The 26,225-nt window shown below is 48.9% G+C and carries 31 protein-coding genes (1 of these 31 running past the window's edge); 18 read left to right on the top strand and 13 right to left on the bottom strand.

The features are described 5' to 3' along the window. The first annotated feature begins 1 nt into the window (after position 1). From fabD to rnc, 5 genes are all read left to right on the top strand, one after another. Entirely contained in the window at positions 2–910 is a 909-nt protein-coding gene (gene fabD, locus BOO20_RS12005; RefSeq protein ID WP_076792939.1) for an ACP S-malonyltransferase, read from the top strand. Positions 911–1,104: 194 nt separating this feature from the next. After that, a complete protein-coding gene (gene fabG, locus BOO20_RS12000) occupies positions 1,105–1,842 on the top strand; it encodes a 3-oxoacyl-[acyl-carrier-protein] reductase (protein ID WP_076792937.1) in 738 nt (245 codons plus the stop codon). An 86-nt stretch (positions 1,843–1,928) separates the two neighbouring features. Beyond that, a complete protein-coding gene (acpP, locus tag BOO20_RS11995) occupies positions 1,929–2,168 on the top strand; it encodes an acyl carrier protein (RefSeq protein WP_006367164.1) in 240 nt (79 codons plus the stop codon). Positions 2,169–2,219: 51 nt separating this feature from the next. After that, a complete protein-coding gene (fabF, locus tag BOO20_RS11990) occupies positions 2,220–3,473 on the top strand; it encodes a beta-ketoacyl-ACP synthase II (protein WP_076792936.1) in 1,254 nt (417 codons plus the stop codon). A gap of 9 nt (positions 3,474–3,482) precedes the next feature. Further along, positions 3,483–4,295: a ribonuclease III gene (gene rnc, locus BOO20_RS11985; RefSeq protein ID WP_083694692.1), complete on the top strand. Its 813-nt coding sequence runs from the start codon at positions 3,483–3,485 to the stop codon at positions 4,293–4,295. A gap of 57 nt (positions 4,296–4,352) precedes the next feature. Here the strand turns inward: rnc and BOO20_RS11980 are convergent, their stop codons facing one another. Both BOO20_RS11980 and BOO20_RS11975 read right to left on the bottom strand, forming a co-directional pair. After that, a complete protein-coding gene (locus BOO20_RS11980) occupies positions 4,353–4,571 on the bottom strand; it encodes a type II toxin-antitoxin system HicA family toxin (protein WP_076792934.1) in 219 nt (72 codons plus the stop codon). Beyond that, on the bottom strand, positions 4,564–4,773 hold the full coding sequence (locus BOO20_RS11975) for a type II toxin-antitoxin system HicB family antitoxin (protein ID WP_076792932.1): 210 nt from the start codon (positions 4,771–4,773) through the stop codon (positions 4,564–4,566). The genes BOO20_RS11980 and BOO20_RS11975 overlap by 8 nt, the downstream gene beginning before the upstream one ends. Before the next feature lie 473 nt (positions 4,774–5,246). On the opposite strand from BOO20_RS11975, the gene BOO20_RS11970 reads away from it, so the two are divergent. The 13 genes from BOO20_RS11970 (at position 5,247) to pheS (ending at position 17,998) form a co-directional block, all read left to right on the top strand. Then, a complete protein-coding gene (locus BOO20_RS11970) occupies positions 5,247–5,501 on the top strand; it encodes a DUF4160 domain-containing protein (protein WP_076792931.1) in 255 nt (84 codons plus the stop codon). A gap of 11 nt (positions 5,502–5,512) precedes the next feature. After that, positions 5,513–5,755 carry a DUF2442 domain-containing protein gene (locus BOO20_RS11965; RefSeq protein ID WP_076792928.1) on the top strand — a complete coding sequence of 81 codons (243 nt, stop codon included), beginning with the start codon at positions 5,513–5,515 and terminating at the stop codon, positions 5,753–5,755. A gap of 679 nt (positions 5,756–6,434) precedes the next feature. After that, positions 6,435–7,022 carry a helix-turn-helix domain-containing protein gene (locus BOO20_RS11960; protein WP_076792927.1) on the top strand — a complete coding sequence of 196 codons (588 nt, stop codon included), beginning with the start codon at positions 6,435–6,437 and terminating at the stop codon, positions 7,020–7,022. Between the two features lie 288 nt (positions 7,023–7,310). Then, positions 7,311–8,771, top strand: coding sequence for an aminomethyl-transferring glycine dehydrogenase subunit GcvPB (gene gcvPB, locus BOO20_RS11955; protein WP_076792925.1), 1,461 nt, complete (start codon positions 7,311–7,313; stop codon positions 8,769–8,771). Positions 8,772–8,915: 144 nt separating this feature from the next. Beyond that, positions 8,916–9,428 (top strand): HNH endonuclease, encoded by a 513-nt coding sequence (locus tag BOO20_RS11950; protein ID WP_006367168.1) that lies wholly within the window; start codon positions 8,916–8,918, stop codon positions 9,426–9,428. A gap of 48 nt (positions 9,429–9,476) precedes the next feature. Beyond that, positions 9,477–10,055 (top strand): nucleoside deaminase, encoded by a 579-nt coding sequence (locus BOO20_RS11945; RefSeq protein WP_076792924.1) that lies wholly within the window; start codon positions 9,477–9,479, stop codon positions 10,053–10,055. A gap of 232 nt (positions 10,056–10,287) precedes the next feature. Then, positions 10,288–12,066: a glycoside hydrolase family 3 protein gene (locus tag BOO20_RS11940; protein ID WP_076792922.1), complete on the top strand. Its 1,779-nt coding sequence runs from the start codon at positions 10,288–10,290 to the stop codon at positions 12,064–12,066. 16 nt (positions 12,067–12,082) lie between these two features. Continuing rightward, positions 12,083–13,492 (top strand): chlorophyllide a reductase subunit Z, encoded by a 1,410-nt coding sequence (gene bchZ / locus BOO20_RS11935; RefSeq protein ID WP_076792920.1) that lies wholly within the window; start codon positions 12,083–12,085, stop codon positions 13,490–13,492. A gap of 211 nt (positions 13,493–13,703) precedes the next feature. Then, positions 13,704–15,677, top strand: coding sequence for a threonine--tRNA ligase (gene thrS / locus BOO20_RS11930; protein WP_076792918.1), 1,974 nt, complete (start codon positions 13,704–13,706; stop codon positions 15,675–15,677). Between the two features lie 23 nt (positions 15,678–15,700). After that, positions 15,701–16,342, top strand: coding sequence for a translation initiation factor IF-3 (gene infC, locus BOO20_RS11925; RefSeq protein ID WP_076792917.1), 642 nt, complete (start codon positions 15,701–15,703; stop codon positions 16,340–16,342). A gap of 44 nt (positions 16,343–16,386) precedes the next feature. After that, positions 16,387–16,581 carry a 50S ribosomal protein L35 gene (rpmI, locus tag BOO20_RS11920; RefSeq protein WP_006367174.1) on the top strand — a complete coding sequence of 65 codons (195 nt, stop codon included), beginning with the start codon at positions 16,387–16,389 and terminating at the stop codon, positions 16,579–16,581. A 26-nt stretch (positions 16,582–16,607) separates the two neighbouring features. Then, positions 16,608–16,955: a 50S ribosomal protein L20 gene (gene rplT / locus BOO20_RS11915; RefSeq protein ID WP_006367175.1), complete on the top strand. Its 348-nt coding sequence runs from the start codon at positions 16,608–16,610 to the stop codon at positions 16,953–16,955. Positions 16,956–16,972: 17 nt separating this feature from the next. Further along, positions 16,973–17,998, top strand: coding sequence for a phenylalanine--tRNA ligase subunit alpha (pheS, locus tag BOO20_RS11910; protein ID WP_076792915.1), 1,026 nt, complete (start codon positions 16,973–16,975; stop codon positions 17,996–17,998). A gap of 88 nt (positions 17,999–18,086) precedes the next feature. On the opposite strand, the gene BOO20_RS12800 is transcribed toward pheS, so the two are convergent. The 11 genes from BOO20_RS12800 to BOO20_RS11850 form a co-directional block, all read right to left on the bottom strand. Continuing rightward, positions 18,087–18,632: a hypothetical protein gene (locus tag BOO20_RS12800; RefSeq protein WP_076792914.1), complete on the bottom strand. Its 546-nt coding sequence runs from the start codon at positions 18,630–18,632 to the stop codon at positions 18,087–18,089. Positions 18,633–19,053: 421 nt separating this feature from the next. Next, a complete protein-coding gene (locus BOO20_RS11900; RefSeq protein ID WP_076792912.1) occupies positions 19,054–20,166 on the bottom strand; it encodes a DUF3570 domain-containing protein in 1,113 nt (370 codons plus the stop codon). Between the two features lie 28 nt (positions 20,167–20,194). Continuing rightward, entirely contained in the window at positions 20,195–20,434 is a 240-nt protein-coding gene (locus BOO20_RS11895; protein WP_198935461.1) for a DUF4266 domain-containing protein, read from the bottom strand. Then, positions 20,431–20,946: a TlpA disulfide reductase family protein gene (locus BOO20_RS11890; RefSeq protein WP_083694690.1), complete on the bottom strand. Its 516-nt coding sequence runs from the start codon at positions 20,944–20,946 to the stop codon at positions 20,431–20,433. Before BOO20_RS11890 ends, BOO20_RS11895 begins: the two co-directional genes overlap by 4 nt. A gap of 621 nt (positions 20,947–21,567) precedes the next feature. Beyond that, positions 21,568–22,803: a hypothetical protein gene (locus tag BOO20_RS11885; RefSeq protein ID WP_076792910.1), complete on the bottom strand. Its 1,236-nt coding sequence runs from the start codon at positions 22,801–22,803 to the stop codon at positions 21,568–21,570. Positions 22,804–22,928: 125 nt separating this feature from the next. After that, positions 22,929–23,285, bottom strand: coding sequence for a cytochrome c5 family protein (locus tag BOO20_RS11880; protein ID WP_076793039.1), 357 nt, complete (start codon positions 23,283–23,285; stop codon positions 22,929–22,931). A gap of 773 nt (positions 23,286–24,058) precedes the next feature. Next, entirely contained in the window at positions 24,059–24,514 is a 456-nt protein-coding gene (rplI, locus tag BOO20_RS11870; RefSeq protein WP_076792907.1) for a 50S ribosomal protein L9, read from the bottom strand. Positions 24,515–24,550: 36 nt separating this feature from the next. Further along, positions 24,551–24,829: a 30S ribosomal protein S18 gene (gene rpsR, locus BOO20_RS11865; protein ID WP_006367391.1), complete on the bottom strand. Its 279-nt coding sequence runs from the start codon at positions 24,827–24,829 to the stop codon at positions 24,551–24,553. 35 nt (positions 24,830–24,864) lie between these two features. Next, complete coding sequence (locus BOO20_RS11860; protein ID WP_076792905.1) at positions 24,865–25,338, bottom strand: single-stranded DNA-binding protein; 474 nt, start codon at positions 25,336–25,338, stop codon at positions 24,865–24,867. Positions 25,339–25,406: 68 nt separating this feature from the next. Then, entirely contained in the window at positions 25,407–25,808 is a 402-nt protein-coding gene (rpsF, locus tag BOO20_RS11855) for a 30S ribosomal protein S6 (protein WP_006367393.1), read from the bottom strand. Between the two features lie 330 nt (positions 25,809–26,138). After that, positions 26,139–26,225, bottom strand: the 3' portion of a protein-coding gene (locus tag BOO20_RS11850; RefSeq protein ID WP_368665438.1) for a glycosyltransferase family 9 protein. Its footprint extends 834 nt past the window's final position; only the last 87 of its 921 coding nucleotides appear in the window; its start codon lies beyond the right edge, outside the window; its stop codon occupies positions 26,139–26,141.

Raw genomic sequence — 26,225 nt, 5'->3', positions numbered from 1 at the left:
CATGAAGGCATTTGTTTTTCCGGGACAAGGCTCCCAGTATTGCGGCATGGGGAAGGATATTTTCGAAACCTACCCCGCCGCACGAACCCTGATGGAAAAAGCTGACGCGATACTCGGCTTCTCCATAACCGATATCATGTTTTCGGGCAGCGAAGAGGATCTTCGTCAGACAAAATATACCCAGCCTGCAATATTTCTGCACAGTGTGGCTGTTGCTACGCTTATCGGCAGAAAGGATATCGTCATGACCGCAGGGCACAGCCTTGGAGAATATTCGGCGCTCTGCATTGCCGGTGCCCTCAGCTTTGAGGATGCCATCCGTATTGTTGCAAAACGGGGCGAACTGATGCAGAATGCCGGGCAGCAGAATCCCGGAACCATGGCGGCGATCATCGGCATGCCTGATGCGGCACTTCCTGAATTGCTTGCAGAAGCATCAAGTGAAGGTATCGTTCAGGCCGCCAACTATAACTCTCCGGGCCAGATTGTCATTTCAGGCGATCTTGCCGCAGTAAAAAAAGCTGTTGCGCTTGCACCTTCAAAAGGGGCCCGCATGGCAAAAGAGCTTGTCGTTTCAGGTGCTTTTCACTCCCCGCTTATGAAGCCGGCTGAAGAGGCGCTCGCCCGGGCCCTTGAGCTGATCGACATAAAGGATGCTGAAATTCCGGTGTGCATGAACGCCGTTGCCCACGCGGTCACCGGTGCAGCGGAGATCCGCAAAAACCTTATTTTACAGCTCACCAGTTCCGTGCTGTGGTCGCAGTCCATTGAAGCCATGGTCAAGAGCGGCATTACAGCATTTGTTGAAGTTGGTCCGCAGAAAGTTTTGCAGGGACTGATCAAAAGAATCGATAAATCGGTCACAACTACAGGTATCGACACAGCCGCAGACATTCAGGCCGTTCTTTAAAATAAAATTGTGCAACAAGGGCACCGCTATAAATTGTCGTGAGCGGTTTGAGTACGAGGCGGACGGAGCGCAGAAACCGGAATGTACACGTAGTACTTGAGGATTTCGAGCACCAACCAACGAAGTAATCGAATCGCGGAACAAATTAATAGCGGTGCCCGCAAGGTCATAAACATCAACCGACAGAAACCATCATGTTTAAAGGAAAAATTGCTCTTGTAACTGGCGCAGCCAGAGGTATCGGGCAGGCAATCGCATTTGACCTGGCCGCCAAAGGTGCTGATATTGTCGTATGCGATATCAAAGCCGAATGGCTGACGGAAACAACGGAAGGTGTTGAGAAGCTCGGACGGAAGGCTTACTGTTTTGAACTCGACGTCACCAACGCCGAAGCGGTCAATAACACGGTCAATGACATTGCCGCTGCAACTGGCAGAATCGACATCCTTGTCAACAATGCTGGCATCACCCGTGACGGGCTTCTGATGAGAATGAGTGAAGAGGATTGGGATGCCGTGCTCACCGTCAATCTGAAAGGAACCTTTTCATGCACCAAAGCGGTCAGCCGCATCATGATGAAGCAGCGTTCGGGCTCGATCATCAACATCGCTTCAGTCGTTGGACTCATGGGCAATGCCGGTCAGGCAAACTATGCAGCATCCAAGGGCGGCGTCATTGCCTTCACCAAGTCGGTTGCAAAGGAGCTTTCATCCCGTAACATACGAGCCAACGCCGTCGCACCGGGATTCATCTCTTCAAAAATGACCGATGCGCTCTCCGACGACGTTCGTCAGAAAATGCTTGATGCCATACCACTCGCCAGCTTCGGAACACCTCAGGATGTAGCCAATGCCGTAGCATTCCTGGCAAGTGACCAATCCTCCTATATCACCGGTCAGGTCATCAGCGTCAATGGCGGTATGGTTATGTGATTTGGGCAAGGTTATTTTCTTCGTATATTGACAGACTTTTTTAAAAAATTTTCATACAACAACCAACTCTTAATCGGGAGAACACCATGACCCAGGCAGAAATCAAAGACAAAGTATACGATATTATCGTCAGCAAGATGGGCGTCACCAAAGATCAGATCAAAATGGAATCAAAATTTTCCGATGATCTCGGTGCAGACTCACTTGACACGGTTGAATTGATCATGGAGCTCGAAAACGAGTTCGGCGTTCAGATCCCGGATGAAGATGCTGAAAAGATCGGCACCGTACAGCAGGCTATCGATTACATCGTCAGCAAAAAGTAATCAGCAATCCAGGGCAAGGCAGGCAAAAGGAAACCAGTTAAATCAGAATCTATGGCTCAGGAGCGTAAAAGAATTGTCATTACCGGAATAGGGGTCTTAACACCTATCGGTCTTTCCAAGGAGGAGTTTTGGGACTCTCTCTATCAGGGAAAGAGCGGAGCCGCGCCTATCACCTATTTTGATACCACTGATTTCGCAACAACCTTTGCCTGTGAGCTGAAAGGATTTTGTGCAGCGGATCATATCGACAGAAAATCTGCTGACAGAATGGATCCATACTGCCAGTATGCCGTTATCGCCGCAGGTCAGGCACTGAAAGATTCAGGGCTTGACCTGAAGGAGATTGACCCGCTCAGAATCGGAGTCGTTCATGGTTCCGGTATTGGCGGAATGACCACCTATGAACAGCAGTTCGAGACCTTCCTTGAAAGAGGTCCGCGCCGCATCAGTCCCTTCTTTATTCCGATGCTGATCCCCGACATTGCTGCCGGGCAGATCTCCATTCGTTACGGACTCATGGGTCCGAACTATGCAACAGCGTCGGCCTGCGCAACCTCACTGCATGCCATTATTGATGCCTGCCTCCTCATTAACGCAGGAATGGCCGATTATATGGTGTGCGGCGGTTCAGAGGCCCCGATTACGAGAATGAGTGTCGGCGGCTTCAACTCTGCCAGAGCGCTCTCTACGCTCAATGATCGGCCCCAGGAGGCGTCACGCCCTTATGACCGTGACCGTGACGGCTTTGTGATGGGTGAGGGTGGCGGAACCCTGATTCTTGAATCCCTTGAATCAGCAAAAGCACGCGGAGCAAAAATCTATGGCGAAATTGTCGGCGTAGGCGCTACTGCCGATGCCTATCACCTGACAGCCCCGCACCCGGAAGGGCTTGGAGCGGTCAATGCCATGAGAACAGCCATTGCCATGGCTGGAATTGCCCCCGAAAAAATTGATTATATTAACACCCACGGCACCTCCACCCCGCTTGGTGATCTGGCAGAAGTTGCCGCAATCAAGACGGTCTTTGGAGAGCACGCCCACAAACTGAGCATCAGCGCGACAAAATCGATGACCGGCCACTTGCTTGGCGCTGCCGGAGTGGTTGAGTCGATTGCCTGCCTGCTTGCCCTGCAGCATCAGACGGTTCCTCCTACAATCAACTGCGACAACCTGGACCCGGCAGTTGACATTGATGTTACACCGAACACACCGAAAAAACGGACAATAGAGTATGCGCTCAACAACGGGTTCGGCTTCGGCGGTCACAATGCATCACTGATTTTCAGGAACGGTTCATCCCTCTGAGGAGCAAGATTGCTGCCACTGGAGAAGTTTTGGGAAAAGCTGAAAGGCCTGGCTGATTCAACTGATGGTGGTAACGGGAGTAATGAAACGGTTACGGCGCTTTCAGAGGAAACCATAGCCTATCTGCGCAGACTTGTCGGTGAACCGGCAAGCAACCTGCTGCTCTACCAGACTGCCCTGACACACCGCTCGGTTGTCCATGACCCGGCAACCCAACACCTTGTTGAATCCAACCAGCGCCTTGAATTTCTGGGTGACTCGGTGCTCGGCCTGCTCATTTCCGATTACCTCTTCAGAACATTTCCCTGGAGTGCCGAAGGAGAGCTTTCAAGCAACCGCTCCAAAATCGTCAATCGGAAATCCCTTGCCGGATTTGCCGCAAGCATGAACCTCGCCGACTACCTCCTTACCGGAGAGTCAGCCGACCGAAATAAAATCACCTCCAGCGACTCCGCGCTTGCTGATGCCTTCGAATCACTGACCGGCGCTATCTATCTCGACAAAGGGATCCTTGCTGCAGAAAATTTCATCCGCAAGCATGTGCTCGAACATGAAAACTTCAGGATGATTGTCGAAGCAGAACATAACTACAAAAGCCGCCTGATCGAATACACCCAGTCGCGCCACCTGCCAATGCCGGTATACTCAGTGCTTGAAGAGTCCGGAGCTGAACATGAAAAACAGTTCACTGTCGGAGTATCATGCAGTGACAAGTGCCTTGGAACAGGAACCGCCCGGAGAAAGAAAGATGCCGAGCAGCTCGCCGCCAGGGAGGCACTCAGCATCATCGACGCCGCAGAGAAGGAAGAGACCCCGATCTGACGTTCCGAACATCCCCGCCTGATTTCAAATCCCGCAAGAGGCTATCGATAGCTTTGGCTAATGCAACGCAGTAATAAACTCTTCAGCCGAAACTCCTGCTTGTTTTAATATTCCTGCCAATGTACCTGTTTTAATTTCACGATGGTTGGGAACAACGCATCCGTACATATCTTTGCGAAGAATAACATGGCTTCCTTTTTGCCTGACCACAGTAAATCCAAGGCGCTGCAGTGCTTTAACTGCTTCGCTTCCAGATACAATTGGCAGTTCAGGCATGGCATGCAACTTGAAAGGTTGTAAGTAATGGCCTTTTTTCAGCAAGTATTACAGGAAACTCCTCTAAATAAAGCTCGGTGGCTTCTCGTAAATTTGTTAATGCTTCTTCAATGTTTTCGCCTTGTGTGGTTGTGCCGGTGTCAGGATTATAGGCAACATATCCACCTTCAACTGCGGGTGTAAGAATTGCGGTAAGTTCCATGATGGATGTGCTAAAAATTTAACCGATGGTTTATTACCAATAAACATAAGAAATATTACTGCCAACATGCAGGCGGTTCATGCTCTGATGTGATAGCCAACCCATTCCGGCAAGCTTCACCTGCCACCCCTCCGACGAAGGAAGACAATTCTGATACCAATCAATTTCGATCCGGCATTAAAATCCCGCATATCCGTGAACACGCAGGGAACGCCGGGCTCCAGCCCGGCATAAAACGTAGTTAGTGTGCAGAGCTGAAGAGCAGTTAAATGGCGTAACAGGTGCAGTTTGTTATGACCGTCCCCTTTCACCACACCGGAATGCTTTCGCTTTACTGGCATACTTTAGTAACTTCACAGAAAGAATGTTGAAATAAAACCACGAGAAGCGCCGCCATCAGTCTATACCAATAAACCGTATCGGAAAGCTATGGTTAGAATTCAATAAATAAGTGAACAGATGCAACTATCTCAATGTTTTTCGGAATCCTGATTTCCATTTTTTATGGCGACGATGAACAACACCATACTCCGTATGTTCATGCACGATACCAAGGAAAAAGTGTTTCTATAGCCATTGAGGATGGTAATCTTCTTGCTGGAAATATCCCGACTCGACAGCTTCGGATGGTCCAAGTATGGATAGACATTCACAGGGAGGAACTTATGGCTGACTGGGAACTCGCATGCGCCGGTGAAGAGCCATTTCGGATCGCACCGCTTCAATAAAGGAGAATATTATGGAACAACTTCTTGATGTCATAACAGTAACAACTCATAACGACTTCACCCTCGAACTTGTTTTTGAAAACGGGTCAAGGCGAATATTTGATATGAAGCCATTTTTTGAAAAAAAACCCTTTAACAAGCTCTGCAACTCTCCGCTCTTCTTCAAAGCTTCTGTCAAGTATGGCACTGTAGTCTGGCCGGGCAATATCGATATTGCACCAGAGACACTCTGGAATAGGTCAGTACCTACGTAAACTGGATCACTTCAAACCGGTCATTCTGTTATTTCTGGCAGGTAAATATAGCGGTTGCTTTTATAGAGATCCCCTGATGTACTAAATTATTTTAATTTTGAACACTTCGAGTATTACCATGACGGGGAACGTAACAAGTCAATGGCCGCAGTTGGAGAAAGGCCACTCGATGAGCTACAACCCGTCAACAAGGCAGCAAAATGCTTCGCGATAAATAACAGTAATATAAACGCATTATCGCAAAATAACAAGCAAGCTAAAGAGAGCGAGGTTTTCGGATACTATTCTACCGGTGGCTCTGCGCTGAATTGCCGGAGGATTACAACGGAATACGGAACTGCTGTCGCAAATTTAATAGTCAGCTTCCTTCAAACAGTTCCGAGACATTATCAAAATTTCAAATCCACATAACAGGGAACGCCGGGCTCCAGCCCGGCATAAAACGTAGTTAATGTGCAGAGCTGAAGAGCAGTTAAATGGCGTAACAAGTGCAGTTAGTTAAGACCGTCCCCTCGGTGGTTATACTGTCACGTAACCCGTCATGCCACTGCCGTCACAGCATTGAGCAAAGCGGACTATTTGCTTGCTGTTGCCTCAATCTGCTGTTCCAGTTGGTCACAGAATACCATGAGCTGGTCGATTTTGTCAAAGATTTAAAGAAAAACAAAGGGAGCTGACAATGGCTGTAGAGAGAACACATGGCAGCGTGAGCGAACTTTACGCAAAGCATGCGAGCACTGAAGAGTGCCAGGATTTTGTAAAGTTATTGAACTCAAAAAAACTTGCGAAGACATTGTTCGCACTTCGTTGCAAGGCTGGATTAACTCAAAAGGAGCTTGCCGCAAAAACAGGCCTGACGCAGAGCAAGGTATCGAAAATTGAACATTCGCAGGATGTAACCCTTACCATTGGTGATATCCTGCAATATTGCGAGGGGCTTAACGTACAATTGCACCTTGGTTTAATGCCGGAGGGATTGCCTCTTGTCCATAAAGTCAAGTTTCATTGGACCGAACTGCAGAAACATCTTGTAACAATTCGGGAAATCAGTAAAGGGGACTCCGCGATGGAGAGCGCTGCGAGAGATTTCACCTATGAGGCTGCACATAACATCACAAATGGCTTGCTTGAATGCCTTGGAAAAGTTATGCCCATTCAGGAAAAGGAAGAGCTGTTCACTGTTTCGGCTCCATCTGGCTCAAAAGAGGATCCTGAAGAGTGTAGCCCGGCAGTGCTATCCGGACGGTTTTGTCATCAGGAGGAGTAATCTGGTGACTACTGCCTGACTCCCTGTGTCAGCCCGTCTTCGCAGGTGTCATTCCGATTCCCCCCCTTGTCATTCCGAACGCAGAGAGGAATCTCCCGTTGGGCCACCAGAAATCAGATCCATCCTTTCAGTTCGGGATGGCAGATAAAAAGATCAGCATGAGCATATGTTGCGCGACTGAAAAATCTGAAGAATTTTTTTGATTGGCTTGAGCTTCTCTGCGCCTTCTTCTATATTGATCTACAGTTATTTTTACACCTCGGACCCACTCATGAAGTAACAAATACAATGAGAGAAAAACTGATTTTTGATCTGTCCCGTCCAGGACGCAAAGGCTATGCTTTTTCCGATCGCGATTTTACGGATAGCTCACTGGAGAGCATTCTGCCGGAAAAATTTCTGCGCAAATCACCCCCTGAACTGCCTGAGGTGCCTGAAAGTGAAGTGGTGCGCCATTTTGTACGACTCTCCAACATGAACTACCACGTTGACAAAAACATGTACCCGCTTGGAAGCTGCACCATGAAGTACAACCCCAAGATCAACGACTATACCTGCGACCTTCCGGGCTTCAGCACGCTTCATCCCCTCCAGCCCTCTGAAACAACCCAGGGAGCACTGCAGCTGATGTATGAACTTGCCGGGATGCTGCGTGAAATAGCCGGTATGGCGGCGGTATCGCTTCAGCCTGCGGCCGGTGCACACGGAGAGCTTACCGGCATCCTGCTTATAAAAAAATATCATGAGTCACGCGGATCAAAACGCCATAAACTGCTGGTGGTTGACTCGGCTCACGGCACCAATCCGGCTTCAGCCGCGCTTGCGGGATACGAGATTATCTCGGTGAAAGGCAATGCTGACGGCCGCACTGACCTCGATGATCTTGCCCGTAAACTGGACGGTGACGTAGCCGCCCTGATGCTGACCAATCCGAATACCATCGGTCTGTTCGAAAAAGATATCCTGCGCATCTCGGAGATGGTGCACAGCAATGGCAGCCTGCTCTATATGGATGGCGCCAACATGAATGCCCTGCTCGGCATTGCCCGCCCCGGCGATATGGGATTTGATGTGGTACACTACAACCTGCACAAAACCTTTGCTGCGCCGCATGGCGGCGGCGGTCCCGGCAGCGGACCGGTCGGTGTGAGTAAAATTCTTGAGCCATTCCTTCCGCTTCCTATCATTACAAAATATGAGAGCGATGAAGGTACGACCTACGCGCTCAATTACGACCGTCCGGAGAGTATCGGCAGGATGATGAATTTTTACGGGAACTTCGGGGTTCTTGTCAGGGCATATACCTACATCAGGATGCTTGGACCCGACGGGGTTCGCAGGGTTTCAGAGAATGCCATTATCAATGCCAACTACCTGCTCAGCCTCCTGCTTGAACGCTTTGATTTGCCATTTCCGAAGCCGGTCATGCATGAATTCTGTCTCTCCGGAGACCGGCAGAAAAAAGAGCACGGTGTCAGAACGCTCGATATGGCAAAACGGCTCCTTGACTACGGCTTTCATGCCCCGACCATCTACTTCCCGCTCATTGTCAGTGAGGCGTTAATGATCGAACCGACAGAGACCGAGTCAAAAGAGACACTCGATATTTTCGCAAAAGCGTTGCTCAGTATTGCCGATGAAGCTGCAAACAATCCGGAACTGGTGCTCTCAGCCCCGGTTACAACCCCGGTAAGACGGCTTGATGAAGCGATGGCGTCAAGGCAGTTGAATATATGCTGTTCGCTCTAAAATGAACTGATGGAGGGGGCTGCTTGATAGTTGTCGAGAGCGAGATAATGACAACTTAATTGCGACTCCCTGAGTAAATAATTCTTGACCTAACAATTTGTACCGTAACAATCATGCCGTTATATCATAAACTTCCGCCGGGATATGCCGTTACTTCGATCGAAAGTTCTTGTACTCAACAGCAGTTACGAGCCATTAACCGTTTGTGACGCCCAGAAAGCTGTTCTTCTTCTCTTTTGCGGTAAAGCCGTGCCGGTCACCCATAATCCTGAACGGGTAATCCGCACGGTTTCAACCAGTTTTCCCATGCCGAGCATTGTACGGCTTACCGTTTTTGTGCGGGTTCCCTACAAAAGGATTATGCTGAACCGTAAAAACATTCTCCTCAGAGATGCTTACCAGTGTCAGTATTGCGGGAGAACCGATCTGCCCCTTACCATTGATCACGTCGTTCCAAGATCCAGAGGCGGTGACTACTCATGGGAAAACCTGATAACTGCCTGCCGCCGCTGCAACACGAAAAAGGGCGATAAAACCCCGCGCGAAGCCGATATGCAGCCACTGAAACAGCCGATCCGGCCCAACAGCCTGATGTTCATGCAGCAGGTTACCGCTACGGTTTCCGATGACTGGAAACCCTACCTCTATATGAGCTGAGCAATTACAACTCTTTTCTGCGAAAAATATTTATAGCCTTTTTTTCTTATGGGCACCGGCTTTCCCGATTTACAGCTCCCTTCATGGACAACTGCGTATACTCCGTTTGATTCTGGCAAACTCCATTCTGACCATGACCGGATGCAGTTCACCATAGAACTTGCCCGAAAGAACACCCTGCATGGAACCGGCGGCCCCTTCGGTGCGGCGGTGTTTGAGCGCCACTCCGGCAATCTTGTTTCCATCGGGGTAAATCTGGTTGTCCGGAGCTGCTGCTCCCATGCCCATGCAGAGATGGTTGCCATAGCCATTGCCCAGAAAAAAATCAACTCCTGGACCCTTAAAACTGCAAAAAGTCCGCAGCATGAGCTGGTAACCTCCTGTGAACCCTGTGCCATGTGCTTCGGGGCCATTATCTGGTCGGGAATCTCCCGGCTGGTATGCGGCGCATCCACTGCTGACGCTACTGCCGCCGGTTTTGATGAGGGTCCGAAGCCGGAAAAATGGATTGAAGAGCTTGATAAAAGAGGTATTGATGTGGTAACCGGAATTTGCAGCAATGATGCAAAGATGGTTTTTCGGGACTATCTTGAAGGCGGCGGCATCATCTATAACCCGAACCCCTGACATGGGCACGTTGGATAAGAGCGTATTGTCCTGATTTTTTTTACTTTTCATACAGAAGGGCTCCGTTATAAATTGTCATGAGCGTTTTACGTGCACGGCAGCGCAGAAACCGGAATGGACACGGAGCACTTGAGGAGTTCAGGCACCGTCCAACGAAGCAATCGAATCCCGGAATACAGTACAAGTGGCGCCAATAAACTGACGGGGAAATATTCACCGATAACGGAACTACATGAACAGAAAATCACTCCTGCTGCTCCCCTGCCTGCTCCTCACCCTGCAGTTCCTTTTCAGTATGCCGTCCGCTTTTGCAAAGTCAAAACCGGGTGGAGAGCGATGGTGTGCCCAACAGATTTTCAGCCGTCAGGATCCCTCCATCGAAACAGCACTGCTGAATATGAGCCTCTCTGAAAAGGTAGGCCAGATGCTCATCGCTCAATCGGATGGAGAGTATAACCGCAAAAATGATATCGCATACCAGTTGCTGAGCCGTCTCGTACAGGAGGGAAAGGTAGGCGGCATCATGTTTCTCAAGGGCAATACCTTCGGCAGCAGCATGCTTGCAAACCATTTTCAGGCGATTGCTCCACGCCCCCTGATTTTAAGTGCTGATATGGAGAGAGGCCTGGCGATGCGGCTCTCCGGCGCAACCGAATTCCCTCCCAATATGGCAGTGGCGGCTACACGTGACCCGGAACTGGCCTCAAAAATGGCCAAAGCTATTGCCCTGGAAGCCAAAGCAGTCGGGCTTCACCAGAACTACGCACCCACCGTTGACCTGAACATCAACCCGTTAAACCCGGTCATCAACACCCGATCGTTCGGCGATAATGTCCCCCTTGCCATCACGATGGCCAATGCCATCATCGAAGGCATGCAGTCAAACGGTGTAATTGCAACCGCAAAGCATTTCCCCGGACACGGAGATGTAACGGTTGACAGTCATCTCTCACTGCCGGTGCTTCAGGCTGACCGTCGGCGCCTTGATGACTATGAACTGAAACCCTTCCGCTCGGCTATTGAGCACGGTGTTATCAGCGTTATGACCGGACATCTTGCGGTACCAAAACTGACCGGCACCATGGAGCCCGCCTCTGTTTCAAAAGTTATCGTGACCGATCTGCTCCGCAAAGAGCTCGGTTTTCAGGGGCTGATCATTACCGATGCATTGAACATGAAAGCGCTCTATAACGGTGAAAATGTCCCGGATATTTCTATTAAAGCCGTACTTGCAGGTAATGATCTGCTCCTCTTTTCGCCGGACCCGGAACTTGCTCACCGCTCCATTGTAAAGGCCGTAGAAGAGGGCGTAATCAGTATGGAGCAAGTCAATGCTTCCGTTCGCCGGATTCTCCAGGTTAAATTGTGGCTTGGCATTGAAGAGAGAAAGCTGGTCAATCTGAACCTTGTCAACATTGAATCAAGCCCTGAATCCCACAGGGTACTTGCAAAAGAGATTGCTATGCGCTCCATCACACTGGTAAAGGATGCGAACCATTACCTTCCGCTTAAACCGTTATCAACCGAAGAGAACATCCTTAATATCATTCTGCAGGATAAAGCGGACAGTGAAACCGGAAAGGGATATACAGCAAACCTTGATCGTTACTACAAGGTGACCCATATCAGAATTGATCCGGGAAAGGACTCCCTCTCCCTTGCAAATACCCTTGAACAGGCAAGCAAGGCTCCGGCCGTTGTTATCACCTCCTATGTCCAGATACACTCCGGTTCCGGAACACTGAAACTGACTGCAATGCAGCAGCAGTTCGTCCACTCGCTTGCGATGACGGTGCCAAAAGAGAAACCGCTTATCCTTGTCTCGCTGGGAACCCCTTATCTGATTAACTATTTCCCTGAAATAACCACCTACCTCTGCACCTATTCATCCAGTCAGACAAGTGAGGAGAATATTATCGATGTACTGAGAGGTGCACTTGAAGCGCACGGTGTTATCCCCGTTTCCCTTCTGGGAACTCCATCTGAATCCGGTACAATTACCAACCACTGATTATCTCTTGTATACCATGGGAAAAACCATTCGGGACGAATCAACCGCAAGCGCCTACTGGGCGGCTGTCAATACCTTCTGCGCGCTCAGGGATGTTCATGTTATAGCCGACGCTCCGGTCGGCTGCTACAATCTGGTCGGTGTGGCGGTCATGGACTATACCGACGCCGTTCCCTACCTTGAAAACTTTACGCCAACCAGCCTGACCGAAAAGGAGATCGCCTCATCAGGCAGTTCGGAAGTTGTCTGTGATATCATAGAAAAGCTCCGGGCTCCCGGCAGGCAGTTGATTCTGGTCTCAAGCGCAGAGAGCGAAATGATCGGCAGCGACCATGAGAAGATGCTCTTGATGAAATATCCCGATGTCCGGTTTTTTCCCTCGAACTCCCTTGGCGAAAATGAGTGGCAGGGCCGTGACCGTGCCTTGCGGTGGCTTTATGAACAGTTTGACGACCATAAACCGGCACGAGTCGAGAGCGGCTCCGTCAGCATTATCGGCCCTACCTACGGCTGTTTCAACAGCCCCTCGGACCTGGCCGAACTGAAACGGTTGATTGAAGGTGTCGGCGGCAGGGTTGCACACGTCTATCCTTTTGAAAGCTCTCTCTGCGATATTGCACTGCTGAAAAATTCCGATGTCATTGTGCAGATGTACCATGAGTTCGGAAGTGAGCTGGCAGGAGTGCTTGATCGCCCGGTATTGCAAGCTCCGTTCGGTATGAAAGAGACCGAGGAGTTCATCCGCAAACTGGGAGTACTGCTCAATAAAGAGCGTGAGGCCGCAGCATTCATGAAGGAGGAAAAGCGCACCACACTGAAACCGCTTTGGGACCTCTGGCGCGGTCCCCAGGCCGAGTGGTTCCCGACAATCCGATTTGGTGTTATTGCCGCTGAAAGTTATGCTCTCGGCCTGAAAACCTTTCTGCAGGATGAGATGGGCATGCAGTGCATCTTCTCCTATGACTCGGCAGATGCCGACAACACCATGGTCAGGAGTGAAATTCAGCAAAAACAGCCTCAGTTCCTCTTCGGAAGGATTGTCGATAAGATCTATCTGGCCGAACTTGATTCGAAAACACGATTTATCCCGGCAGGCTTTCCGGGTCCCATTGTCCGCCGCTCTCCCGGCACCCCCTTCATGGGTCACAGCGGCATGATCCATCTCTTGCAGGAGATTGTCAACGCCCTTTATGACATGCTCTTCAACTTCCTGCCGATCAACCGCCAAACTGCATCGGGGGAAGCTCCTGCAGGAAAGATGGCCTGGAGCAGTGAGGCCAATGCAATACTGAATGAAATAGTTAAAAAAGCGCCGTTTATAAGCCAGATCTCGTTCGGCCGGGAACTGAAACGAAAAGCCGAACTCTTTGCCCAAAAGCAGGGAAGAGACACCGTCACCCCTGAACTGCTGCAAATGATGAACTGATTTGGAGGTTTTTGATTTATTTCGTATCCTCCAAGTCCACATTCCGGACACGGGGTAACGGTAGCCGGGGTCACGAATTCATTGTCGTGACATCCAATACTGTGCAGCCCCCCCGATTCGGTACTACTAACAAGAAGAGGCTGTATTGATTTTTCCTGCGAAGCGACCATAAACCGTTGATTTCGCATGAAATAAAACGACAGGAAACAGAATGTCTGACAATCAGGAACAACTGGCAATGATAGCCATTACCCTGCCGGACGGGTCCGCAAGATCTTACCCTTCAGGCAGCACCGGTTATGATATTGCCCTCTCTATTGGGCGCAAACTTGCGCAGGACGCACTGGCTCTCAAAGTCAATGACACCCTTGTTGACCTCGCAACACCGCTCTATGCAGATGCCGAAGTGGCAATTATCACCTTCGATTCACCGGAAGGCAAGGATATCTTCTGGCACAGCTCCAGCCATCTTATGGCCCAGGCCATTGAAGAGCTGTTTGCTGGAAGCAGATTTGGCGCAGGCCCATCAATCGAGCAGGGTTTTTACTATGATATCGCTTCTGAGCACCGATTCAGGGAGGATGATCTCCGCCTGATCGAACAGAAGATGCTTGAAATCAGCAAGCGCGACAGCAAAATCGAGCGAGAAGAGATAAGCCGGACGGCGGCCATAGAATTTTTCAAAAGCACAAGAAACGATCCCTACAAGGTTGAGATTCTTGAAGATACCCTGAAGGATGTCGATACCGTATCGCTCTACCATCAGGAGGACTTCACCGACCTCTGCACAGGGCCGCACTTGCCAACCACATCGAAAGTAAAAGCGGTACTGTTGACCAACATCTCATCCTCCTACTGGCGGGGAGATTCGTCAAGAGAGCAGATGCAGCGCATATACGGCATCGCCTTTCCGTCGGAAAAACAGCTTAAAGAGTACGTTACCCTGCTTGAAGAGGCAAAGCGCAGGGATCACCGCAAACTCGGCACCGAACTTGAGCTCTTCTTGCTCTCGCCGGAGGTTGGCAGCGGTCTTCCTATCTGGTTGCCGAAAGGCGCAATCATTCGCAATGAGCTTGAGTCATTTTTAAAAGAGGAGCAGCGCAAACGCGGCTACCTGCCGGTCTATACTCCGCATATCGGTAATATTGAACTCTACAAGCGTTCCGGACACTATCCCTACTACAGCGATTCACAGTTTCCGCCGCTCACCTATCATGATGAAGAGGGTCGCAAGGAGCAGTATCTTCTCAAACCGATGAACTGCCCGCACCACCACCTCATCTACAGCTCGAAAATGCGCAGTTATCGTGACCTGCCCATTCGTCTGACCGAGTTCGGAACAGTCTACCGCCACGAACAGTCAGGTGAGCTGAACGGTCTTGTCCGTGCCCGTGGCTTTACCCAGGATGATTCGCACATCTACTGCCGTCCCGACCAGCTTGTTGACGAGATCTGCAGCGCAATAGAGTTGACCCGGCTTGTCTTCGGAACACTCGGGTTCAACGATGTTCAGACACGCCTCTCCATGCATGATCCGGAAAACCGGACCAAATACGGCGGTACAGCCGAAGTTTGGGCCCAAGCCGAAAAGGATGTGAAAGAGGCGGCCGACCGCATGGGTATAGAGTACTTTATCGGCATCGGCGAAGCAAGTTTCTATGGCCCGAAGATCGACTTTATTGTGCGTGACGCACTCGGAAGAAAATGGCAGCTCGGAACGGTTCAGGTAGACTATGTGATGCCGGAAAGGTTTGACCTCACCTATATCGGCAGTGACAGCCAGAAACATCGTCCGGTCGTCATTCACCGCGCACCGTTCGGCTCCATGGAGCGATTTATCGGTGTCCTCATCGAGCATACAGCCGGGAATTTCCCGCTCTGGCTTGCTCCGGTTCAGGCTGTGGTGCTTCCTATCGCCGAAGATGTGCATGACTATGCCAAAAGTGTTCATCAGGCACTCCTTGGAGCAGGAATCCGGAGTGAGCTTGACACCAGAAATGAAAAGATCGGTAAAAAAATACGAGAAGCTGAACTTGCGAAGGTTCCCTGCATGATCGTTATCGGACAAAAAGAGCAGGAGAGCGGCGAGGTTTCACTGCGTCGCCATCGCATCGGTGATGAAGGGCGCTTCACTGTTACCGGCCTCACTGAAAAACTTCTGAACGAGATTACAGCCAGAACCTGATTATCCAAACCAAACCTTAACGAATGAAGAAACAGAAGGTTACGACTCAAAAGCCAAAACTCACCTATCGGGTCAATGAGCAGATCCGTGTACCGGAAGTCAGGATTATTTTTCCTGACGGAACGCAGCAGGTGATGAAAACAATTGATGCAAAGCGGGTAGCCGAAGAAAGGAATCAGGATCTTATTGAGGTACAGCCAAATGCAATCCCCCCGGTATGCAAGTTTGACAACCTCGGAAAGTTGTTGTACAAGATGGACAAGAGGGACAAGGATCTGAAGAAAAAACAGAAGACCACGACCCTCAAGGAGTTGCGTTTTCATCCGAACACCGACAAGCATGATTTTGACTTTAAATCAGCCCATCTCGAAGAGTTTCTCCGCAAAGGAAACCGGGTTCGGGCAACGATTGTCTTTTTGGGTCGCTCAATCATCTATAAAGACAAGGGACTGGAACTGGCAGAACGGTTGACCGAACGACTCAGTGTTGTCAGTACCCGTGATGGAGAACCAAAGTTTGAAGGCAAGAAGCTTTTTGTCTATTTCGAACCGGACAAAAAGAAAATAGATGCCTATGACCGCATCAGGGCAAAAACAAATCAGCCGCCATCAGCGCCGCTGGCCCCATTGGCCGAGTCTGATCTGATAGAAGAGAGTGAAGAGTAAAAAGGAATTTTGAGGAATTTTATACTAAAAAACAGAGGACGATCATGCCTAAAATGAAATCACACCGCGGAGCATGCAAACGGTTCAAAGCTACCGCATCAGGAAAAATCAAGCGTGAAAGAATGAACGGATCGCACAACCTGGAAAAGAAGAACAGAAAGCGTTCACGCCGTCTTCACCAGTCAACCCTGCTTGACTCTGCCAAAGCAAAGCAGATCAAACGGATGATCCTTGCATAAATTTTCAACCTTAACTTTACACAACAATGCCTAAAGCAAATAATGCCGTAGCCTCACGGGCACGGAGAAAAAGAGTTTTAAAGAAAGCCAAGGGATTCTGGGGATCACGTGGCAATATTCTGACCGTCGTCAAGCATGCCGTTGACAAAGCCGAGCAGTATGCCTACCGTGACCGCCGTGCAAAGAAGCGCAACTTCCGTGCACTCTGGATCATGCGTATCAATGCTGCTGCCCGCCTGAACGGCACAACCTACTCCAGACTGGTCAATGCCATGCTGAAGAAGAATGTCGAAATAGATCGCAAGGCACTTGCCGAAATTGCAGTCAAAGACCCGGCTGCCTTCACCCAGATTGTTAAAGCGGTAATCGAATAAGATTTATTCCGGTATTAATGGAAAACACCATTCGCAGTTTACAGCAGGAGATCACTGACTTTGAGATTACCACTCATGCAGATCTTGAAGCATTCCGCCTTAAGTACACGGTTCGAAAAGGGCTCATTGCCGCTCTTTTCGGCCAGCTCAAGACGGTTGCTCCTGCTGACAAGCCGCGTATCGGACAGTTGCTCAACCAGCTTAAGCTGACCGCTGACAGCCGCATTGATGAAGAAGAAGCAAAACTCTCGGCAAATGCAGGTGACTGCGGTAAACGAATTGACCTTACTCTGCCGGGAAGACGCTATTTTACCGGCAGTGAGCATCCGGTACAGAAGGTGCTTGGCGAGATGAAGCAGATATTTTCGGCAATGGGCTTTGGAATTGCAACCGGTCCTGAGCTTGAACTTGACCGGAACAACTTCGACCTGCTGAACTTTCCTCCTGACCACCCGGCCCGCGACATGCAGGACACCTTTTTTGTAACCACCGGCGATGCGGATACCGACCTCCTTCTCAGAACGCACACCTCACCGGTACAGGTAAGGGTCATGCTCGACCGTGAACCACCGATTCGGGTAATATGCCCCGGAAAGGTCTATCGGAACGAAGCCATCAGCTCCCGCAGCTACTGTGTCTTTCATCAGCTTGAAGGGCTCTATATCGATAAAAAGGTATCCTTTGCGGATCTGAAGGCCACCATCTACTCGTTTGCTCGCCAGATGTTCGGAACAGATGTAAAGCTGCGTTTTCGTCCGAGTTTTTTCCCTTTTACCGAACCATCTGCAGAAGTGGATGTTACCTGCTACCTCTGCGGCGGCAAAGGATGCCGTGTCTGCAAAAAATCCGGATGGCTTGAAATCATGGGTTGCGGTATGGTCCATCCGAACGTCCTGCGGAACTGCGGCATAAACCCCGAAGAGTGGTCAGGCTACGCTTTCGGTATGGGTGTGGACAGAACGGTGCTCCTTCGCTACAAAATTGACGATATCCGTCTCCTCTTCGAAAACGATCTCCGGATGCTCAGGCAGTTCCCTGCATAAAGCTATGCATTGCACTACATCCCGAAACAGAAAAAGCGGCTCCGAAGCCGCTTTTTCATGTATCATCAGAATACTTCCATCTGGAAAGTTAAAGAACCGCCCAGGCAAGCAATCCAAGCGCACCGACACCGGCCACAGCCACTGCTGCTCCGCCGCCGCCGCTGCTTCCGCCGTCATCATCACTTGACTCTGCATTATGATCACTGTCGTGCGACGATGTGGTTGTAGCTGCTGTTGTTGTGGTTGCAGCCGTTGTTGTGGCTGCCGTCGTGGTCGTTGTGGCAGGTGTGGTCGTAGTCGTTGTTGTTGTAGTCGCTGCAGCACCATAATTAAGCGTTGTAGACCCTCCACCACCAAAAGTAAGGGTCTCCACGCTGGTAAGATGGAAGGTAAGACTGGTTCCTCCGCTGCTTGCACCGGTTACCGTGATCATACCATTTGCATCAGCCGTTCCGATGGTAAAGCCGGCACTTTTGTAACCGGCAGAAAATCCGGCATTCGCATAATCGCCAAGATAGAGATTATCGTTTCCAGCCAAACCATTATAGTCGTAAACATCACCGGATCTTGGTTTTCCACTGACACTCAAATCCAAATCATCAGCCGCAGCCGTTCCTGGAATAATAAAAGCCATATTTTCCTCCTGTTGTTATCAAAGATATAAGTAATGTTCAATAATAAGAGTTCAAGTCCTTAAGCAGCCTTAAGCGTGTCTTAATTTTTTCCTAAAAATGCAGTTGCATTGCTCTCGTTGTCAAAAAAAACCGCAAATCCAATCCTGTACCTGTAGCATACAGGCAGTGAATACGTCATGTAGGTACCTCTATTTATTTATTCAAAAACCCGATTACTGCGTTGGGTAGTGCTCGAAATCCTCATGTACTCCGTGTACACTCCGGTTTCTGTGCTCCATCCGCCTTGTCTTCGGGCTTCTCACGACAATAAATAGAGTGCCCATGTACTGCCGGAAATGAATGAGCCTGAAAGCTTTACTGACAGCTGCTCCTTCTTACGCTTAAGTAAGGAGCAGCTGTCAGGAGCCTGATCTCAGTTAATTAAAACAGGCGAGATACACCAAGCTGAAGGAATGTAGCAGTGAAAGGAGCAAGATTATTGTCGCCGCCACCGGTTACACACCAGCCCGCACGCTGCTCGTAGTTCTCATACTTGACATCCACAAGCCAGTCCTTGGCAATCCTTTTTTCCACTTTAATGCCAAGGGTCAGAGCGCCGAATGCTGAAAGGCGCTGATCAAGGGAGTTTGGTGTAATAGTACGAGGAACTGGCGGATAGACTGTCCGGTAAAAGTCGGCTGCCGTCTGGGAGTGAACCCTGACAGACGGGATTACCGTGAAATCATTCGGCAGTGGCTGCACATACTCAAGACCAAGCGTGCTTGCCTTGATGCCGAATGTGTCATAGTAATAACGGTAGGAGAGTCTCGTTGTACCGTCAGTTCCGTCAAAATGGTGGTTCCAGCGGGTCATGATCGTCTTGCTTTCGCGTCGGTCAGGGCGGGAATCATAAGACTTGTATGGGTCACTGAAATAGCCACGCCCTCTTGAAATACCAAAATTCAGCTGAAGAATATCAACCTTTGACAGCACTTTGGTAACGCCGAATAAACCGGCAATGGTCCGCTTGTCATACTGCAAACCCTGGGCTGTAGGATTGATCGTATCGGTAGTATAGCTGCCTCCAAGGGTAAACGTCGTGTTTTTATCCTCGGTCTGCAGGCTCCCCTGTCCGGAGTAGCCACGGGAGATGTAGTCATTCTCGGTTGAATAGACGGTTCCGAGAGTAAGGCTTCCTTTGGAGAAGTAGCGGGTAAGACCGAGGTCCACCTCCTCGCGAGTGTCATGCGAAGATGCTCCCGACAGAATATGCGTATGATAATCAGGTGATGCACCCGAAACCGAGTCATTCACATAGGTTGTAGAGATAGACCACTTGCCGGCAATAGGAGCCATAGCCGTGACCGTATAGGCATCAACACCTATACGATCCTGACTGGGCTGACTATCCTGATAATGAAGGTATTTAAACGCTACGCTACCCTTTTCAGGCGCAGCTTCAGCAAATGCGGGATGAGATGATGGCATAGCCATCGCAGCAGCAAAGAGTGCTGCGCCGATAATAGTTCTTTTTTTTGTCGGGACCGATTTCATTGGAGTATCCTGATAATTAATGGTTCAGTTAATTGCATCCACAGCCGCCACCGCCGACGCCAGCGCCGCCGGATGCTGCCTCTTTGCTTCCGTAGATATGCTCAGTGTACTTGGAGTCAAGAGCGTCGCCTTCAAAGGTCATCTCGGGACGTGCGAGGGTCTCTTTTTCCCACGGCTGAACAGCCTGGCCGATTGAACAGCCTGAAAGGCCGAGCATGAGCAGCAACAGTAATGCATGAACCGGTCTTTGTATCATATTTTTTTTCATTTGTTTGCCTCCAGTGCAGCCTTGATTTGTTTTTCGAGTCCATCACGATCAGCCTCTTTGAAACCTAAATGCTGAGAGATAATCTTGCCGTCGCGGCCAATCAGAAAACTGGTCGGCATCCCCTTGACTCCAAAAGTTTTCGGAGTCAACCCCTTTGAATCAAAAGCAACGGTAAATTTTGCAGGATTCTGGGAGAGGAATTTTTTAGCATCCTCATTCTTGCCGTCAACATTCACACCAATAACTTTAAGACCCTGTGCACGGTATTTTTCCTGAATGGAGTTCATCCATGGAAATGACTGGCGGCACGGTCCGCACCATGATGCCCAGAAATCCACATAAACCACCGATCCGGCGGTGCTCGACAGCGTCACAGAACCCTGCGACCCTGGCAGTGAGAAATCGGGAGCCTTGCTGCCCGCCTCAAGCGCGTAGGATGTACCGCTGAAGCCGACGCATAGCAGTCCGCCAACCAGAAGTGTACCGAGTTTTTTTCTAACCGTATTCACCATAAGTGTGTAGCGTTTGATTAAAGAGAATTGACCTTCTGAAAAGAGTTGATAAATGCAGGCGCACTGCACTATATCGTGACAAGCAAACAAAATAATGCTACAGGCCTCTTATTTCCAAGCAGAACCATTCCTGTGAGTGTAATATCATGGGGAAAATCGGCCTGTAAGGCAAAAAGCCGATCAAAATAAGCGTTATCTTATTCATCAAAAGCCCACCAAAGTACCCATCCCTGCCAGACAGCCGGTAACAATCATTTGAACCGAGGTTATTTTAATCAATAAATGTCTAAATCGCTATTAAAAACAGCTTAAAATTCACTTAAAATTACATCTTATGACGGGGACGTCGCAGCAGAAGCACAGATAGCATGTATATCAGAAGAGGAATTATGGCTCTATGTAACCATTATCAGTAACTTTACCACACATAACATATAGATAATGCCTGTATTGTTGAAATAAGATGAGTCAGGCTGAAGCTCTGCCTGTTATACTCTAAATACAAAGAGCCGTCTTCTCCTGTTGTATAAGGTAAAGACGGCTCTTGACTTACAATCAATCATTCAGTTGCATAAGACTCAAGCAAAGATCTCAAGTAGTTACAACGTAACAACTGTTTGATCAGAATGCGCTGTAGAACATGGCTGTGGTCAGCTGTTTGCCGGCAGCATCGGTTTTTACGTCACCGGAGTAGAAGCTGTGGTTGAGCTGGAAAACCATATTTCTTGCAACCTGGTAGTTTGCTCCAAGTGTCAGCGCATTATCATTGTCTGCTGCACCTGCACCGGAGTTGGCATTTCTGTAGGCAACACCAATACCAAGTCTGTTAGGCACAACACCGAGCTCGGTTGCGATGGTCAGTGCATTCTTGCTTCCTACCGTTGAAGCATTAAAGTAGTTGGCTGTCTGTCCTGCTTTCGAAGCAGCTGCGCTGCCATAGGCAACATAGACTCCAAGCGGCATGTCACCGGCTTTGCCCTGTGCCTGTGCATCAATAGCCCATGCTGCGGCATGATTGCGAGTCGGCGCGGCGGCGGTTCCTTCCGCTGAGCTGCCTGTCCAGATCTGAGCACCAGCGGCAAGATCCCAGTCTCCTACCTTTTCAGGAGTGACAACACCTCTGATATAGCTGAGCGGACGACCCGTAGAGAATGCAATACCATCGGTCATCACATCTTTGACCAGATATGGGGTATAGCTGAGGTAGCCGTACTTGTGCTGGGCAACAAGAGCAACACCGGTTGTTTGGTGCGCTGCACCGATATACTGCTGGGCAGATGCTTCATTTCTGTGCTCAAAAGCGCGGCTGAAGCGAAGCGCTCCGGTGTTGAGCAGCTCATAACCAAACGCTGCACCCTGTGCATCCGTATAGAAAGGAACGGTCAGGAAGGTAATGTCCTTTGATGCAGGGAACACAAAAGGAACCTTGAAGCCGACGATGCTTGCCGGGCTTACAAGGCTGATCTCAGCCTGGAATCCGATGTTCTTTGCAACTTTTCCGCCGATGGAGAGAAATGCCTCTTCCGGAACCTGGAACTGTCCTGCGTTCAACTCGGTATCAGCAGTTCCGTTTGTCTTCTGGTATCTGAACTTCGATACAAGGCCAGCATTAAGAATTGCAGGAGTTGACAGATTGTTATCTTCAATCGTGCCCTGTTTGCCTACTGTGGTGTAGCCGTTTGCCTTGAATGAGCGACCATAAGCGTTCAGCAGCGGAAAGCGCTGAAAATGGCAGGCTGCACAGGACTGATTGGTCTGTCTTGCAAACACCGGGGTGGCGGATGCCTCCTGCGGCGAAGAAAGCGCCATCAGACTGAGACAGCTTGCTCCAACAAGCATGGTTTTTTTAAGCGTCATAATTATTCACTCCATTGTTTTTGTTATGATTGAAAATGGCGATAAATCACCAATCTTTTAATGTTACTGCATCAATAAAACCGGAAACAGAAGGCATACCGACTCCTGCTTCACAAGAAACACCATCAGTCAAAGAGACACTGGTCGATCATATAGGCAACAGCATTGGCACTTTCAGTGAGCGACAGAGAGTCCATTCCACCCTTGGCAGGCATATTATTGAACCCTTCAACCGCATGCTTCACCATTGCCTCCATACCGTGTGCCATTCTCGGCTTCCAGGCCGTGATATCACAGAATTTAGGCGCGTCCATAACACCACTGCTATGGCATACCGCACAAACTCTTTCATAAACATCCTTACCCTGAACCATATCGTACTTTGCACGCAAAGTGGCTCTGGCAATATCTTCAGCTTTGACGATTTGCGAGGAACAGATAAAAACAACCATCAGAGAACAAACCTGAACAAAACGCCTCATAATCATCTCCATTATTGATTATAAAATTGATTTTAGCCTGTATTTTTGAGCCGAACTACTCAAAAGAACGACTCAAACACTCTTCACCCTAATCACTACAACCTGCTCATAAGCGCAAAAAACCGCTCACGATAGCATAAAACCCCTTAATGTCCGGAATGAGTGATAAGATCATCAGTCCGCCACAAAAAAGAGGGACAAGGCTAACAAAAGGACTACACCGTCCGAATGTCGACAAATGAACAACCTGAAAAGATTAAAAAATATAAAGCGGATGAAGCCAACGTTTCAGGGCATCAATCAACTCCAAAAGCAATTTCCTGCTTATAAAGCCAACACCTACTACAGAAAATTAAATTACAATGAAAATATGTTTAAAATCATATTAAAAACCAAAAAAAATAATTTCATCCAATTGCTGACATGACGCGGGCATTACGCTTTCTGATTCCTGCCGATGATTTCCTCCGGTTTTCAAACCACCTTTTCATATATAAATACGCAACCCTTCTCCGTACTGGCTTCTGCCAATAACAGGATCTCATATGATATACATCGATATACTTACGACTGCACTCAATAACGTTGAGCAGTGCTGTTAACTGATTGAATAAATTACTGATATACAACCGATTAAATTAATAAAATTATCATGGCAACTCCTGCGGAAAGTCTCGACAAGAAAAAAATAAGCTCCGTAACAATGAGTGTCACGGAGCTTATTTCAATAGAATCAGAGCGCAATAGGGTCAGATTTTATTCATTAATAATCCTCACTCTCCCGCACCTTCGGCCTCAACCTCGAAATGAACTTTTACCGATATATCCGAAAAGAGTCTGGCATCTGCTTCAAATTTGCCAAGAGTCTTGACCGGAGCGTCAAGCGTGATTTTGCGGCGATCAATCTCAAAACCCTGCACTTTGAGAGCCTCGGCAATATCAGCAGAAGTTACGGTTCCAAAGAGTTTGCCCGATTCACCGGCTTTGGCATATACCTTCAGTGCTAACTGCTCAATGTTCCGGGCAACTTCGCGGGCATGCTTGCGCAGTAACTCGACCTTTTTGGCCTGCTGCTTTTTTTCTGTTTCAAGAGCCTTGAGCGTTCCCTCGGTAGCTCTTATTGCGATCCCCTGCGGAATCAGGTAATTGTTGGCATAACCGTTTTTGACGGCAACAACTTCACCTGTGTCGCCAAGGGCAGCCACATCCTTTCTTAAAATGACTTTCACTGCTTAGCTTCCTCGTTCAATAGATTGCGAAAATGGTTATTTGTATTCATCGACAACATAGGGTATTACTGCCAGGAACCTTGCCCACTTTACCGAATGGGTTAAAAGGTTCTGCTCTTTGGCAGAGAGACCGGTGATGCGACGGGGAATAATTTTTCCCTGATCGTTGATGAATCTTTTCAGCTTGCGCTCATCGCGATAGTCAAAAAATACCACCTGATTTTTCGACACTTTTTTCTTCGACGCAAGAGCATTGCTCAACGATTTGTTGCCCTGCGATTTGTGGCCTTGTGACTGTGTAAATTTCTGTCTCATAAGTATCTCTACAAAAGTTTGCTTACCCTGTCCTCTCAATCGGAGGAAAGGTATTTGTATTCGTAAATGTGACTGGCTTCATCGTCGGGAATTTCTCCATGGTGGATATCATGACATTCATCCTCAATAAAGCCCTCTTCATCATCCTCACCATTCTTTTTACGTTTGTTGAGGAACTGGATTCTTCTTGCTTTTATCTCTACAACCGTTCTTGAAGTTCCGTCCTGAGCCTTCCATGTGCGGCTTTGCAATTCACCATCCACAAGGACAGCCGAACTTTTCTTCAGGTTGTCACGGCAGCTCTCGGCAAGCTTGTTCCATGCTACCACACCTACATAGCAGACATCCTCCTGCCACAGGTGATTGCTGTCACGGAACCTTCTGTTACATGCAATTGAAAAATTAACGACCGGCGTTCCGCCTGAATTAGTCTGCCTGAAAACCGGATCTTTCGTGAGATTTCCTGCGATTATCACACTGTTTATCTCAGGCATTTTCAATTCAGCCATAACATCTACTCCGTTTAAATCTCAAAAGGAATCACGTCGTTCGCTTGCTTTCACTCCAAACATGACAATCATTTAGCCGCTGCTTCAGAAGCTGCTGCCTCAAGGGCCGCAACATCTTCAGGACTGCCTATGACAACGCTGTATTTCTCAACCCTTTTGCGCATTTCAAGAAGAGCGCCTGTGAGCTGGATAATCAGGTAACGAAGCAGATCTTCCTCGTAACGAAGAACCTTTTCAATCTCTGCAATAACTCCCGGGGCTCCGGTAAATTCGATGTGGGCGTAGTAGCCGATAGTCCTCTTCTTTATCGGATAAGCCGTCTTGCGACGTCCGATTTCGAGAACACCGCTGATGCTCCCGCCTTTTTCGGTAATGACCCGCTGAACCAGCTCCATTGCAGCAGTAATCGCCTCGTCCTGAAGCCCGCCGTCAATGATGACTGTACATTCATAAAGTTTGTTTTTTTCCATAGCGCAAATTGCTGATAATCATTATTACTCCTCAGTTGCTTGCAAAACGGCGAGGGTCCGGTATTGCGCAGACCAGCCCCACGGCTTCACGGTTTCCCGTTGAACACCATCTGCAAATTTGAACATTAAAAGTAATCTATTTACACCAGTTTTCCAACCTGCTGAATAAAACCATAAAAAGAAGGTATTTCCAGGAGGCACAGAGCATAGAACTCCATTATTTATAACACTTTACACTAAATCACACCTTCCCGGCTACCCACAACCGGCAAACGGGATACCTGTTTACTCGACATTGCCGCCGATTGCAACACGCTATGCTGATCCTCTTTACAACTCCGCCTGCATGAAATAGTCAAGAATTCTGCTTGCTATCTCCTGAGCAGAGAGTTCGTTCATGCAGCGAAAATGCCCCCT

It is taken from the genome of Chlorobium sp. KB01, assembly GCF_001975465.1.
Lineage (GTDB): Bacteria > Bacteroidota > Chlorobiia > Chlorobiales > Chlorobiaceae > Chlorobium.
The sequence above is the reverse complement of the archived record's forward strand: the minus strand, read 5'-3'. Positions and strand labels throughout refer to the sequence as shown.